General features: G+C 63.2%; 12 protein-coding genes. 8 read left to right on the forward strand and 4 right to left on the reverse strand.

What is annotated here, in order from left to right; genetic code table 11:
• Nucleotides 1-30: 30 nt before the first annotated feature.
• Both AC2FL1_RS10815 and AC2FL1_RS10820 read left to right on the forward strand, forming a co-directional pair.
• Nucleotides 31-696 (forward strand): NnrU family protein, encoded by a 666-nt coding sequence (locus tag AC2FL1_RS10815; protein ID WP_496876917.1) that lies wholly within the window; start codon nucleotides 31-33, stop codon nucleotides 694-696.
• Nucleotides 697-756: 60 nt separating this feature from the next.
• Nucleotides 757-1,278, forward strand: a complete 522-nt coding sequence (locus AC2FL1_RS10820; RefSeq protein WP_496824938.1) for a DUF2478 domain-containing protein — start codon at nucleotides 757-759, stop codon at nucleotides 1,276-1,278.
• An 85-nt stretch (nucleotides 1,279-1,363) separates the two neighbouring features.
• Here AC2FL1_RS10820 and AC2FL1_RS10825 read toward each other — a convergent pair whose 3' ends face one another.
• The 4 genes from AC2FL1_RS10825 to AC2FL1_RS10840 are packed head-to-tail and all read right to left on the reverse strand — an operon-like array spanning nucleotide 1,364 to nucleotide 7,102.
• A complete protein-coding gene (locus AC2FL1_RS10825) occupies nucleotides 1,364-1,975 on the reverse strand; it encodes a TetR/AcrR family transcriptional regulator (protein ID WP_496876918.1) in 612 nt (203 codons plus the stop codon).
• Nucleotides 1,976-2,033: 58 nt separating this feature from the next.
• Nucleotides 2,034-3,776, reverse strand: a complete 1,743-nt coding sequence (locus AC2FL1_RS10830) for an aldehyde dehydrogenase family protein (protein WP_496876919.1) — start codon at nucleotides 3,774-3,776, stop codon at nucleotides 2,034-2,036.
• Complete coding sequence (locus tag AC2FL1_RS10835; RefSeq protein WP_496876920.1) at nucleotides 3,769-5,406, reverse strand: long-chain-fatty-acid--CoA ligase; 1,638 nt, start codon at nucleotides 5,404-5,406, stop codon at nucleotides 3,769-3,771. The genes AC2FL1_RS10830 and AC2FL1_RS10835 overlap by 8 nt, the downstream gene beginning before the upstream one ends.
• 58 nt (nucleotides 5,407-5,464) lie before the next feature.
• Nucleotides 5,465-7,102, reverse strand: coding sequence for a GMC family oxidoreductase (locus AC2FL1_RS10840; protein WP_496876921.1), 1,638 nt, complete (start codon nucleotides 7,100-7,102; stop codon nucleotides 5,465-5,467).
• Nucleotides 7,103-7,319: 217 nt separating this feature from the next.
• On the opposite strand from AC2FL1_RS10840, the gene AC2FL1_RS10845 reads away from it, so the two are divergent.
• Genes AC2FL1_RS10845 through AC2FL1_RS10870 form a run of 6 tightly spaced genes read left to right on the forward strand, consistent with a single transcriptional unit; the run spans nucleotide 7,320 to nucleotide 14,594 of the window.
• Nucleotides 7,320-8,321: a TRAP transporter substrate-binding protein gene (locus AC2FL1_RS10845; RefSeq protein ID WP_496876922.1), complete on the forward strand. Its 1,002-nt coding sequence runs from the start codon at nucleotides 7,320-7,322 to the stop codon at nucleotides 8,319-8,321.
• 27 nt (nucleotides 8,322-8,348) lie between these two features.
• Nucleotides 8,349-8,828 carry a TRAP transporter small permease gene (locus AC2FL1_RS10850; RefSeq protein WP_496824926.1) on the forward strand — a complete coding sequence of 160 codons (480 nt, stop codon included), beginning with the start codon at nucleotides 8,349-8,351 and terminating at the stop codon, nucleotides 8,826-8,828.
• 3 nt (nucleotides 8,829-8,831) lie between these two features.
• The gene (locus AC2FL1_RS10855; protein ID WP_496876923.1) at nucleotides 8,832-10,094 is read left to right on the forward strand and encodes a TRAP transporter large permease; all 1,263 of its coding nucleotides are present in this window, start codon (nucleotides 8,832-8,834) and stop codon (nucleotides 10,092-10,094) included.
• A gap of 13 nt (nucleotides 10,095-10,107) precedes the next feature.
• A complete protein-coding gene (locus AC2FL1_RS10860; RefSeq protein WP_496876924.1) occupies nucleotides 10,108-11,793 on the forward strand; it encodes an FAD-binding oxidoreductase in 1,686 nt (561 codons plus the stop codon).
• A 50-nt stretch (nucleotides 11,794-11,843) separates the two neighbouring features.
• A complete protein-coding gene (locus AC2FL1_RS10865) occupies nucleotides 11,844-12,671 on the forward strand; it encodes a TauD/TfdA dioxygenase family protein (protein WP_496876925.1) in 828 nt (275 codons plus the stop codon).
• Nucleotides 12,672-12,710: 39 nt separating this feature from the next.
• Nucleotides 12,711-14,594 (forward strand): alkyl/aryl-sulfatase, encoded by a 1,884-nt coding sequence (locus AC2FL1_RS10870; RefSeq protein ID WP_496876926.1) that lies wholly within the window; start codon nucleotides 12,711-12,713, stop codon nucleotides 14,592-14,594.
• Nucleotides 14,595-14,607 lie beyond the last annotated feature (13 nt).

The raw sequence follows: 14,607 nt of genomic DNA on the forward strand, positions 1-14,607 counted from the left end.
CCGGGGCGGCGGAACAAGCGGGGGGCAGTGATGGGCGGATGGGCGGAATTTGCGGCGGCGCTGGCGGTGTTCCTGCTCAGCCATGTGATCCCGGTGCGCCCGCCGGTGCGGCCCTGGCTGGTGGCGCGGCTGGGCGCGCGTGGCTTTGGCATCGCCTATTCCCTGTTCTCTATCGCGGTGCTGGGCTGGCTGATCCTGGCCGTCGCCCGCGCGCCCTATGTCGAGGTGATCCCGCCCTTGCCCGCGCTGCGCTGGGTGCCGGTGCTGGTCATGCTGCCGGTCTGCCTGCTGGCGGTGGCGGGGTTGCGGGCGGTCAATCCGCTGTCCTTTGGCGGGCTGGGGCGGGGGGCGTTCGATCCGGCCCGGCCCGGCATCCTGGCCCTGTCGCGCCATCCGCTGCTGCTGGCGCTGGCGCTCTGGTCGGGGGCGCATCTGCTGGCCAATGGATCGCTGGCGCATGTGATCCTGTTCGGCCTCTTTGCCGGGTTCGCGGTGATGGGCATGGCCCTGATCGACCGGCGCAAGCGGCGCGAACTGGGCACCGACTGGGCGCGGCTGGCGGCGGGGACGGCGCGGCTGTCGCCAAGGGGGCTGCCTGCACTGCTGGCGCCGCGCATATTGCTGCCTGCCGCGCTGCTTTATCTGGCCCTCCTGCTGGCCCATGCGCCGGTGATCGGTGTCTCTCCGCTGCCCTAACTGGTCGAACCCGGATCGGCGTGCTAGATCATCACCGACGCTGTAAAGAGGACGCTCCCCATGCATCTGGCCTATGTCACCACCACCGCACGCGGCGCCACCGACCGGTTGCTCAGCGAAGTGGCCGCGCGTCTGGATGCCAAGGGCGTGCGCCTGGCCGGGGTGGTACAGACCAACACGGAGTGCGCCGATAACGCCCGTTGTGACATGGACCTGCGGGTGATGCCGGGGACCGAGGTCATCCGCATCTCGCAGACGCTGGGCGCCGGGTCGCGCGGCTGCCGGCTGGATCCCGGAGAGCTGGAGCGCGCGGTGGGTCTGGTCTCGGCGGCGCTCGCCGAGGACCCCGAGTTGCTGATCGTCAACAAGTTCGGCAAGCACGAGGCCGATGGGCGCGGCTTTCGCCCCTTGATCGCCGAGGCGCTCGCGCGGGATATCCCGGTTCTTCTGGGAGTGAACGGCCTGAACGAAGAACGGTTCCTGGCCTTTACCGAGGGTGCCGCCGTAAAGCTGAACCCGGAAGCGGATGCGCTGGTCGATTGGGTCGAGAAAGTCCGCACCTCACGCATTCAGGCGGCCTGAGCCGCCTCTCTCTTACTGATTGCCCTTCTGGATCACTTTGCGGGCGGACCCTGGCGGTTCTGTCCTCGTGCGATTGACCGGCGGCTTAGAGGAACCGTGTCAGCAAGGCCCTGAACGTGGCCGTCAACTCTTCGCGATTGCCCTGATCCTTGCCGATCTGGTTCTGCATCAGAAACCGAAAGGCGCCGTCGAGCAGCGCATAAGAGATTTCGACATTCTCGGGGGCGTCATGGCCCGCCTTCTCGAATGCGGCCCGCACGATGTCGATCAGCATCCCTTCGATTTCGGCCACGACCGGGCGAAAGGTGGCGTCGAACATGGCCTGGGTGCGAATATCATACCACAGCCGGTGGGTCATGTTGTCGTCCACGATCGAGGTTACCAGAGCCTCGGAAAAGGCCTCGATGACTCGCTGGCGGCCCTGCGCCTTTTTCAGCGCGTCGGTAATGTTGCGCACGAACTCCTGCTTGTAGAGTTGCACGCAGTAGATGATCAGGTCGGTGCGGTCCTCGAAATAGTAATGCAGCATGCCAAGCGACAGGTCGCTTTTCTCGGCGATGTCACGCAGCGAGGTATTGGCATAGCCAAGCTCTTTGAGCGCCTCGATCGCGCTGGTGGCGATCTGGCGCTTTTTCTCGTCCCGCTTGGCGTTCTTGCGCGCGGCGCGGGCCTTCAGTTTGGCTGGCATCTCGTTCATGGCACTCACATGGCTTTGATTTGGGCGGAATGCAACTTTTTCCGCCCACTGTCTCCTTTCAACCCAGAAGAGCGTGGTAGAAGATACCGGGCAGTTTCAGCCAGTTGGGCTTGTACTGGAATCCGGTCAGCGCGGCGCCGATCTTGTGCTGGCGTTTGTTGGTGATGAAGAAGGGCGGGCGCGGCAGCAGCGAGAACTGCCCTGACAGCAGCCCGCGCGGGAACGGCCGCCAGGGTGCCCGTACCACAGTGCGCTCGGTCTTCTCCAGCATGAAGGAGTTGTGCACCGTCCCGATGCCCGAACCGACATTCTCCAACGTGTGCCCCGGGAACGCGCCCCAGGGGCAGGCGGTGATCAGGAAACCCAGTCCGCACCAGCCGTTGATCCCGATGGTGCCATAGCGCAGCTTGGCGATGATTTCCTCGAACCGTTCCCGGCCGATCTGGCGGATGGTTTTCGGGTGGATCAGGATCTGGCAGCCCAGCGTGCCCCAGAGGTCGTCATTGGCATAGTCGATGGCCGCTTCGAGATAGCTGGCGGGATCGGGGGCCTCCAGTTCCTTGACGCTCAAAGCGGGGGCAAAGACCTCGCACGAGGCGTTGAAATGGTCCACGCCCAGTTCGCCCACGATGAGTGCCGGGGCAAGCGGGCCACGGTCGACCTTGTCGGCCTTGCCGGCATGTTCGGCGAAAGTGTCCAGTCGTTGCTGGGCGCCGGGATACCAGGCCGGGCGGGTGGACCCTGCCGCAACGCGCTTGACCTCTTCGATCAGCTGCGCGCCCTTGTCCCAGCCGCGCGGCATCACCAGCGCCTGGCAGGCGATGCAGTTGTGGCCAGAGTTGTGCAGCTTCATCGTTGCGATGTTTTCCGCCTGGAACCGGATATCGGCGGCGGACCAGGGGCCGGGCACCACGATGGTGGGACTGACCGAACCCAGTTCGGAGGTGAACCGCTTGGTATTTCTGGGCGTGCCCGCCTTGCGGTTCTTCGCACCTTCCTCGCCCACGCCCCAGACGATGGCGTCATGGGTGCTTTCGGCGCCGGTGATGTGCAGCTCTTCGATGATCGGATGATCGCACAGATAGGCGCCCCCCTTGGCATCGCCTTTGACGATGCGCAGATATCCCTCGTCGACAAAGGGTTTCATGGCGATCTTGTAGTAGTCGGTCAGGTAATCGTTGACCGGGTTCATCTTCAGGATCACCACTTGGTTTTCCAGGATCAGCTTTTGCAGCACGTCCAGCGGCGTGATCGCGTTGACGTTGCCCGCGCCCAGCACCAGCGCCACCTTGCCGCGCCTCTGTTTCTCCGGCGTGTCATAGGCGATGGCGGCGTGATCCTTGAGGTTGCCGGCTGTGACGCCCTGTTGCATCCAGACCTCGGCCGAAACTCCGCTGAGCAGCAACCTGTCCCAGATCGAATGCGGCAGCACCTTGACCGCCAGCTGGCCTGTGACCAGTTCACGGGTGGGCAGATGGTCGATAAAGGCCTTGCCCTGCATCTGCGACAGCGTTGCCATCAAGGCGTTGCAGCCCGCCATGCAGGCATAGGGCCCCGCGATCCATTCCTCGCCCGCTACCGCCGTGCCGGGTTTCAGCCCCTTGCGGCGGGCGGCCTCGTCGGCCCAGCCCTTGGCGACCTTCATGATCCCGTCCTTCATGCTCGACAACAGTCGGATCCGGTCGGGGACGGGCAATTGCGCCCATTTGTCCTTGTTCGCGTCCAGATCTTCCAGTGCGCGGTCGTAGTGATCGAACAGGGCGTCCTGATCGTCGAGTGTCAGTTGTGCGGCGTCAAGCATCCTGGATACCTCTCTCGATCAGGGTATTGGCGAATTGATCCCGCAACTGGTTCTTGAGCATCTTGCCCGTGGCATTGAGAGGGATCGCATCGGTGAATACCACCGCGTCGGGCACCTGCCAGCTGGCAACCTTGCCCTTGTAAAGCGCGAGGGTCTCTTCTTCGCTCGGGTCGGCGCCTTCGGCCTTGACCGCGATGATGATCGGGCGCTCGTCCCATTTTGGATGGACCGCGCCGATGGCGGCGGCCATGGCGACACCCGGATGCGCCACCGCGATCCCTTCGAGGTCGACCGAGGAGATCCATTCGCCGCCCGACTTGATGATGTCCTTGGTGCGGTCGCGGATCACCATGAACCCGTCGGCGTCGATGGTCGAGACATCTCCGGTATCGAACCAGCCGTCACCGGTGGTTGCCGCTGCGTCCTTGCCGAAATAGGTATCGACCACCCAGTGGCCGCGCACCTGCAGTGCGCCCTCGGCCTTGCCGTCATGGGGCAGGGGAGTGCCCTTGTCATCGACGATGCGCAGGTCGATGCCAAAGGGTGGACGGCCTTGGCCCAGACGCAACAGCGCCATCGCATCGGCGTCCAGATCGGCATGCTTGCCCTTGGGCCGGTTGGCTGTGCCCAACGGCGAGGTCTCTGTCATGCCCCAGGCGTGGATCGTGTCGCAGGCATAATCGTTGCGGAAGGTGGCAATCATCGACGGCGCGGCTGCCGATCCGCCGATCACGTTGCGGCGCAGGGTCTCCATTCTGGAACCTGATTTCTTCGCCGCCGCCAGCAGCATCATCCAGATCGTCGGCACGCCCAGGGCCAGCGTCACCTTCTGGCTGTCGATCAGCCCCAGCAGGCTGTCACCGTCCAGCATCGGCCCCGGCATCACCAGCTTGGCGCCAGTCATCGCGGCGGCATAGGGAATGCCCCAGGCGTTGGCGTGAAACATCGGCACCACCGGCAGGATGGTTTCCTCGCTCGACAGGCTCAACCCGTCGGGCAGCGAGATCGCGAAGGTGTGGATCATGGTCGAGCGGTTGTTGTATAGCACACCCTTGGGGTTGCCCGTGGTACCCGAGGTATAGCAGAGCGAACAGGGGCTATCCTCGCTGATCTGCGGCCATTCGTAATCGTCGGCGCCCTGTTCGATCAACTCGTCGTAGAAGATCACGTCCGGGATCGCCGCTAGAACCTCTGCTTCGCGCGGCCCCATGAAGATGAAATGCTCGATCGTCTTCAGGTGGTCACGTGTTCCGGTGATCAGCGGCATGAAGGTCTTGTCAAAGAACATCGCCTTGTCGCCGGCATCGTTGCAGATGAAGATGAACTGCTGCGGTGCAAGGCGCGGGTTCAGCGTGTGGCAGACCATGCCGCTGCCGGATACGGCGAACCAGATTTTCAGGTGACGGTGGTTGTTCCAGGCCAGTGTCGCCACCCGGTCGCCCTGCGACAGGCCCAATGTGCCAAGGGCCGAGGCGAGCTTGCGCGACCGGACCGCCACATCGCCCCAGTTGGTGATATGCAATTCGCCGGTGGTCTCGCGGCTGACGATTTCGGTATCGGCATGGTATTTCCCGGCATGCACGATCAGATCGCTGATCAGCAGCTCTTTTCGCATCATCGAACCCAGCATGGGTGATCTCCCTATGTTGTTGCTCAGGCCTCGCCGCAAGCGAGGCCAATATCTATGTTCACTCGGCGGCCGCAGCCGCGGCGCTGTATTCGGCCTTGATCATATCGGCGCATTTCTCACCGATCATGATCGAGGGCGCGTTGGTGTTGCCCGAGACCAGCAGCGGCATGATCGAGGCATCGGCCACGCGCAGCCCGTCCAGCCCGCGCACTTTCAGCTGCGGATCGACAACGGCCATGTCATCGACGCCCATCTTGCAGGTGCCGACCGGATGATAGACCGTATCGGCGCGGTTGCGGATATGTTGTTCCCATTCGGCGTCAGTGGTGTTGTCATGCACCCCGAACAGTTCCTTGTGCTTGTATTTTGCCATTGCGGGCGCCTCCAGAACGGCGCGGGTCATCTTGGCACCCTTGATCAGGGTTTGCAGGTCGCGGTCGTCGCTGAGGAATTTCGGGTCGATACCGGGATCGGCCATCGGGTCGTCCGATTGCAGGAACACTTCGCCGCGCGAATGGGGGCGCAACACGCAGACATGGCAGGAATAGCCATGGCCCAGATGCAGCTTGCGCGCATGATCGTCGACGATCGAGATCACGAAATGGGTCTGCACGTCTGGCCGGTCGAGGCTTGGGTCGGTCTTGAAGAAACTTCCCGCCTCGGTGATGGTCGAGGCCACCATCGAATTGCCGTGCTTGCGCCATTTCAGAATCTCGCCGAACAGCTTTCCCGTCGCGCGCAGGCCGATGCCGATATTGTCGGTATCCTTGGTGGTGTAGCCGAGAATGAAATCGAGGTGATCTTGCAGGTTCTGGCCGACGCCCGGCAGCTCGTGCACCATGCCGATCCCGTGCGGGGTGATGTCCTGTGCCCGACCGACGCCCGACAGTTGCAGGATCTGCGGTGACTGGAAGGCACCAGCACTCAGGATCACTTCCTTGCCCGCCATGGCGCGATGCCTCGCCTTGCCGACCCTGTATTCGACGCCGATGGCGCGCTTGCCTTCGAACAGGACACGCGTGGTACGCGCCTTGGTGATCACTGTCAGGTTGGGGCGCTTGTCCATCACCGGGAACAGATAGGCCGCCGCGGCCGAGCAGCGCTCGCCATTCTTGTCGGGGCTGTGGTGGATGGTCGCCTGCCAATAGCCCGCGCCGCTGTTGTCGCCCCGGTTGAAATCCTCGGTCCGGCGGATCTGCATCTGGGTGCTGGCCTCGATGAATGCCTCGGAGATCGGGCGTGGTGCCTTCTGGTCCGAGACCTGGAGCGGTCCGCTGTCACCATGCTCCGCGTCGGCGCCGCGCACGTTGTTCTCGGCCCGTCTGAAATAGGGCAGGACGCTGTCCCAATCCCAGCCGTCGTTGCCCAGATCGGCCCAGCTGTCGTAATCCTCTTTCTGGCCGCGCACATAGAGCATCGCGTTGATCGCGCTCGACCCGCCCAGTGCCTTGCCGCGCGGCTGATAGCCCTGGCGCCCGTTCAGCCCTGGCTGCGGTACCGTCTTGAAGGCCCAGTTGTTGATCTTGCCATAGCCGGGCAGCATCGCCACCACGCCCATGGGGGCACGGATCAGGATGTCCCGGCCGCCGCCGCCCGCCTCGAGCAGGCAGACTTTGACACTCGGATCCTCGCTCAGGCGCGATGCGATCGTCGCCCCGGCGGACCCGCCTCCCACGATCACGAAATCATAGCTCATTTCCAACTCCCTGGTTCTCCCCATCGGACCGTGCCCGTTGCCCTGCCATTCTTGCCCTTTGCAGGGCGAATCCCAGTCCGATCCATCTCCTCGAAAAAGATTAAGCGAATTTATTGGACAAAAGTCCAGAAATTTTGTTTGCTTCCTGTCAGGCGGCGATTCCCGGAGGAGGGGAGAGCCGGAACATGAACGAAAACGTTCAATCAGGGAGAGAGTAATGAAAAAGTCCATGCTCAAGGGCCTTGCCCTTGCGTGCGGTCTGGCGGCCATCAGCGCACCAGCCGTTGCGGAAACGGTTCTCAAGCTCGGCTCGGTGGCGCCATCCGGCTCGCCCTGGGGCAAATGGGCGACCGGGGTCGCCGCCAAGATCGAAGAGGTTTCGGGTGGCGAGTTGAAGATCGAACTGCTGCTGGATGCGCAGGCCGGTGACGAACAGACGGTGTTGCGCCAGACCGCCAAGGGGCGGTTGGACATCGCCTTTGTGTCCAATGTCCCGCTGACCCTGCTGAGCCAGGAAATGGCGATCCCTTCGGCGGCCTACATGTTTGACAGCCCCGAGCAAGGCACCTGCGTCACCTATGAACATCTCTCGGACACGCTGGGCGGTATCATGGAAGGCGCCGGTGTGGTGCCTCTGACCTGGATGGAGGTCGGCCATTATATCCTGTTCTCAAAGGAGCCTGTTTCCAGCCCGGCCGATCTGGCCGGCAAAAAGATGCGCATCGCCCCCTCGATCGCCGATGCGGCGCTGGCCAAGGCCTGGGGCGTTCAGGGGGTTCCGATGGGTACGTCGGATGCGATCCCGGCCTTGCAGACCGGAACTGTCGATGCGGCCTGGTTCCCGACGCTGTTCGGGATCGGGATCGGGACCCACAAGGTAGCGCCTCATGTCACCGTCACCAATCACGCGCGCCTGATCGGCACCGTCGCTGTATCGGGGCGGACCTGGGCCAAGCTCTCTGACCAGGAAAAGCAATGGCTGGGTGTGTTCACCGCCGCCGGGCCGCAATTGACACAAGGTATTCTCGGGGCCGAGCCCGCGCTCCTTGGGCAACTCGAAGGCGCGGGCGTGCCGGTCAAGCATCTGAGCGCCGAGGAAGGCGCCGTGTGGAAGGCTGCCGCTGATGGCGTGCTTGCGGCAATCATCGAGGAGGCCGGTGGCGATGCCCAAACCGTCGCCGACCGGATTGCGCAGGCCAAGGCTGCCTGCGGGTCGTGACCCCCACCGGAACCAGGGGCTGACACGATGCAGCGCTATCTTACACTGCTCTTGCGGGTCGAAGGCATGGTCGCGGTCACTGCATATGCGGTGACCTGCGGCCTGCTCCTGGCGGATGTCTTTGCCCGCGAGTTCCTGTCCCAGGCGATCTGGGGCGCCCAGAAAATCGCTGTTTTCGGCGCCATCGTCGCTGGCATTCTGGGCCTGACCATCGCGGTGGGCAACAATGCCCACCTGCGCGCCAATTTCGCCGACCGCGTGCTGCCCTATCCCTGGGTCGACCGTCTGGGCGATCTGGTATCGGCGACCCTGTTTGGCGGCCTGTGCTGGTACGCCATCGAATTTGTCAGCGAATCCATTCAGTTCAAGGACAAAGCGGAGGTGATCCATATCCCGCTCTGGCCAATCCAGTTGGTGTTTCCCTATGCCTTCGGCACCGCCGCTCTACGGCATCTGATCTTCTTTCTCGTTCCGGGCACCCGGCCTGAACACGCTGGCGAGGGCTGAGTGATGGAGGTTATCGGCCTTTTCGCCCTGTTTGCCGCGCTTCTGATCCTGCGGCAGAGCGTCATTCTGATCCTGCTGTCGGCCACCGCCTATATACATCTAGTCTGGGGCGACGGGCTGGTCGTCTACCTGATCGAAGATATCTGGACGGCGATGGACAATTCCGTCCTGCTGGCCATCCCGATGTTCATCATCGCGGGCGCCCTGATGTCGCGCGGCTCGATCGCCGAACGGCTTATCGAAATCGTGCGCGCCGCAACCGAGTGGATGCCGGGCGGACTGGGCTTTGCCACGATCCTGAGCTGCGCGCTGTTCTCTGCCATCTCGGGGTCGTCGCCCGCGACGCTGCTGGCGGTGGGGGCGGTGATGTATCCGGCCCTCAAGGAGGCGGGTTATACCCGTAAATTCGCGCTTGGGTCCGTGACCTCGGCGGGGACGCTGGGGATTATCATCCCGCCCTCGATCCCGCTGATCATCTATGGCATCATCACGGAGACCTCGATTGTCGACCTGTTCCTGGCCGGGATCATCCCCGGCATCCTGCTGACCGCGGCATTGGGCATCTACAGTCTGGTCAGCAACCGCCACGTCACCCGAACCCCGTTTTCCTTGTCCCGCCTCATGGCGGCGTTTCGCAACGGCATCTGGTCGCTGATGCTGCCTGTGATCCTGCTGGGGGGCATCTATTCGGGCTATTTCTCACCCACCGAGGCAGCGGCGGTGTCGGTCGGCTATGCCATGCTTGTCGAATTGCTCATCCATCGCGAGCTTGGACCGAGGGATTTCTTTGCGGTCGGCCTGCAAACCGCCCAGATGCTGGGAACGCTGTTTCCCATCGTGGCGGTTGCCCTGTCGATCAAGACCATCCTTGCGATCGAGGGCATCCCACAGGATTTTGCCCAGTGGCTTCAGGGGGCGGTCAGCTCGAAGATTGCCTTCCTTCTGGCGGTCAACGCCGCGCTTATCGTGATCGGCTGCCTGATTGACGTGGTCTCGGCCATCCTGCTGCTGGGTCCGATCCTGTTTGCCGCTGCGCAGAGCTTTGGCATCAACCCGGTGCATTTCGGTATCATCATGGTGATCAACCTGGAAATCGGGCTGCTGACGCCACCTGTCGGGCTGAATGTGCTGGTGGCGATGACCGCCTTTCGCGAGCGGTTCTGGGATATCTGCCATGCCGTGCTGCCGTTCATCGCGATCATGTTTGCGGTGCTGATGCTTGTGACCTTCGCGCCGCAGTTGTCGCTATTTTTCGTTACGCAATAGGGGGGATCGTTCAATGCACCGCATATCGGCAAGCAGCAATCGCTCGTTCTGGGGCTGGGGCCGGGCGGATTTTGCCCTGACCCACCCCGAGACCGCGCTGCTCGACGGCATGGCGCGCGCATTCGGACGCGACCCTGCCGCGATTGCGCCGGAACCGAAGGTTGCGGAATTCGAACTGCGGGCGCCGCGCGTGACCCCTCCGGCAAGTCTTGCCGAAATCGTTTCAGACAGCGCCCATGACCGGCTGTCGCACTCCTTTGGCAAAAGCACCGCCGACAATATCCGCATGGTGATGCGCCATGTGCCAGAGCCGGTTGACCTGGTCGCATTCCCAAAGACCGAAGAGCAGATCGCGGCGCTTCTCGACTGGGCCGGTTCGAATGATGTCGCGGTCATCCCCTATGGTGGCGGGTCGAGCGTCTGCGGCGGGGTCGAGCCTGATGTGGGGCCAGACTATCGCGGCACCGTTTGCGTGGACATGCAGAATTTCGACCGTGTTCTCGAGGTCGACCACCTGAGCCGCGCCGCGCGCATTCAGGCCGGGGTCTATGGCCCGGCGCTGGAAGAGCAGCTGCGCCCGCATGATCTGACGCTGCGGTTCTTTCCGCAGAGCTTTGAATTCTCGACCTTGGGGGGCTGGATCGCCACCCGTGCGGGTGGGCATTTTGCCACGCTGATGACCCATATCGACGATCTGGTCGAGGCGACCCGGATGGTCACACCAGCAGGCATCATGGAGACCCGGCGCCTGCCCGGCTCGGGGGCTGGCATCTCTGGTGACAGAATGGTTCTCGGGTCCGAAGGAAACCTGGGCCTTATCACCGAGGCCTGGATGCGCTTGCAGGACCGCCCGCGCTTTCGCGCCTCGGCTTCGGTGCGGTTCGACAGCTTTTTCGCGGCCGCCCAGGCCGTGCGCGCGCTTTCTCAATCAGGGCTCTATCCGACGAACTGCCGCTTGCTCGACGAGGCCGAGGTTGCGGCCTATGGCATCGGCGACGGCAAGAGCGCGACGCTGGTCCTGGGGTTTGAGAGCGCGGAGCATGCATTGGACCCGTGGATGGAGCGGGCACTGGAGCTTATGGCCGATCATGGCGGGCGCTGGGATGTCGAGGCGGTGGCGGCTTCGCTCAGGGGCTGCGACGAACACCGCAAGGGCGCGGCGGGCGCCTGGCGCGAGTCCTTTATCCGCATGCCGTATTACCGAGACCGACTGACCCGGCTGGGGGTCATCGTCGATACGTTCGAATCCGCGATCACCTGGGACCGGTTCGAGGATTTCTATCGCAATGTCATGGCCGATGTCGGCGCCGCGATCAAACAGGCGACAGGCAAGCCGGGGCGGCTGAGTTGCCGCTTTACCCATGTATACCCCGATGGCCCGGCGCCCTATTTCACCTTCTACTGCGATGGCGGCGCGCCCGGCGACATGGCTGGAGCCCTGGAGGCCTGGCGCAGTATAAAACAGGCCGCGAACGCCGCCGTCACCACGCATGGTGGCACGGTCACCCATCACCACGCGGTGGGTCGTGACCATCGTAGTGGCTACGAGGTGCAAAGCCCGGCCCTGATGCGTGCCGCGATTGCCGCGATGAAAAGCCGCTTCGACCCTGCGGGCATCCTCAACCCCGGCGCCTTGATCGACCCCGAGAACAGGCAGGTTGGTCAGCGCGGCGTGCTGATGACGCAACCATCCGAATGAACCCTCAAACGCCCCGGAACCGGGCACCACAGACAAGCAAGGAGAAGGCAATGGAAATCGTACCCATGACCACCGCGCTGGGCGCCGACATCTACAACGCGGATGTGCGCAACCCCGAGCATGTCGCCCGGATCAAGGACGCCTTTGCCAAATACTCGGTCCTGTCGATCCGCGATCAGCATCTGGAGCCCGAAGAGCACATCGCCTTTGCCGAGGCGATCGGCAAGATCAACATCAACCGGTTCTTCACCCCGCTGGACACCCATCCGAACATCGCAATTGTTTTGAAGGAGAAGGACCAGAAGGGCGCGATCGGCGAGGTCTGGCATACCGACCATTCCTATGATGCCGAGCCGGCGCTGGGCTCGATCCTGAGCGCCAAGGAGATGCCCCCGGTGGGCGGCGACACCGCCTTCAGCTCGATGGCGGCGGCCTATGACGCCCTGTCGGACAGGTTCAAGAAAGTGCTGGAGGGGCTCGAGGCCTGGCACGGCACCTATCATGTCTTCGTCAACAGCCCGGCGGCCAAGAAAGCGCGGGAAGAGGGGCGGCTAAACGAAAACGCCATGCCCGAGCCGGATGTGAAACACCCGATGGTGATCCGGCATCCGCTGTCTGGGCGCCCGTGCCTCTTTGTCAATCCGCAGTTCACCACCCGTATCGACGGGATGTCCCCCACCGAATCCGACGCGATCCTGAACGGTATCTACCAGCATTGCCAACAGCCGGAATTCCAATGCCGCGTGCGTTGGCGCGAGGGCGATCTGACCATGTGGGACAACCGGTCGACCTGGCACAAGGCGATCAACGACTATCACGGGTACCGCCGCTACATGCACCGCATCACCATCGAAGGCTGCGCCCTGAGCGCCGCCTGAGCCTCACCCCGTATCGCCGTCCCGCCAAGGAGGTTTCCAATGTGCAAGACCCACGCAACCGATCATACCGCCGCTGCCAACCGGGCGGTACTGGACCTGCTGAACTTTGGCGACCGGCAGGATTTCGAGGATGCCAGTCGCGGCTTTGTCGCGACCTTTGACGAGGATGCGATCACCGGGGCCGAGGGCAAGATCGTTTTTGACCTGAAGCGCTTTGCGTTCATGCAGGGCGCGGCGCCCGATACCGTGAACCCCAGCCTGTGGCGGCAGGGTCAGTTGAACGCGATCCATGGCCTGTTCACCATCCATCCGCGTATCCATCAGATACGCAATGCTGACATCTCGAACATGACCCTGATCGCGGGTGACACTGGCTGGATCGTTATCGACCCGCTGTTGACCGTGGAAACCGCGCGCGCCTCGCTGGCACTGGCAAACCGGCATCTGGGCGAACGTCCGGTGGTGGCGGTGATCTATACCCATTCGCATGCCGACCATTTCGGCGGTGTGCGCGGTGTCGTCGATCAGGCGGATGTGGCGGCGGGCAAGGTGCCGATCATCGCCCCCGACGGGTTCATGGAATATGCGATCTCCGAAAACGTGCTGGCAGGCAACGCGATGAACCGGCGGGCGCAGTACCAGTTCGGCATGGGGTTGGACGCTGGCCCCCGGGGCCATGCCGGCTGTGGTCTGGGGCCTGCGGCCGGGACCGGTTCGATCAGCCTGATCCCGCCCACCGACACGGTGTACCGGACCGGGGAAACCCGGATCGTGGATGGGGTCGAGATCGAATTCCAGATGGCCAACGGGTCCGAGGCGCCCTCGGAGTTCATGTTCTATTTCCCGCAGTTCCGGGCGCTCTGTGCTTCCGAAGTCACCACGCATAACATGCACAACATCCTGACCCCGCGCGGCGCCGAGATCCGCAATACCCTGGGCTGGGCCAAATATATCGACGAATCCATCGCGCTTTTTGCCGAGCGGACCGACCTGATCTTTGCCTCGCATCACTGGCCGCAATGGGGTACCGAGCGTATTCGGGGTTTCCTGACCCGGCAACGCGATCTCTATCGCTTCATCCATGACGAGACGCTGCGGCTGGCCAATCACGGCCATACGATCCACGAGATCCCGGACATGGTGGAACTGCCCGAGGGGTTGCGGCACGATTTTGCCTGTCGTGGCTATTACGGCACGCTCAAGCACAACATCAAGGCGGTCTACCAGTTCTATCTGGGCTGGTGGGACGGCAATCCGGCGACCTATGATTGCCTGCCGCCCTCGGAAAGCGCGACCCGGCTGGTGCGCGCCATGGGCGGCGCCGACGCGGTGCTGGCCGAAGGGCAGCGCGCCTATGACGAAGGCGATTATCGCTGGGCCGCCGAGATCCTGAACAAGCTGGTCTTTGCCGAACCGCAGAATACGGCGGCGCTCAAGCTTCAGGCCGATACGCTGGAACAGATGGGGTATCAGGCCGAGGCCGGAACATGGCGCAACATTTTCCTGCTGGGGGCACAGGAGCTGCGCGAGGGCATCCGCCCCTCGACCGTCAATACCTCGAACCCGGATGTGCTGTTCAACATGGGGGTGGGGATGGCGCTTGATTTCCTGGGCGTGAAATTCAACGCGGCCAAGGTGCCGGGCGACTTTACCGTTCTGCTGAACTTCTCGGACAAAGGCCAGAGCCATCTGTTGGCCGCGCAGAACGGGGTGCTTGCCAACACCACCTATCACGATGGCACGGCGGACCTGGTCCTGACCCTGACCGAGGCGGCGTTCTTTCAAATGCTGGGGCAGATCGCCGGGGTCGAGGACCTGATCGGACAAGGCGTCCTGTCGATGCAGGGCGATGTCACGAAACTTGGCGCCCTTTTCGGCGCGCTGGATGCGTTCGACCCGAATTTCGCAATCGTGACGCCCTGAGGCCGTCGCGCCC

Source organism: Ruegeria sp. YKSF070 (assembly GCF_059612725.1).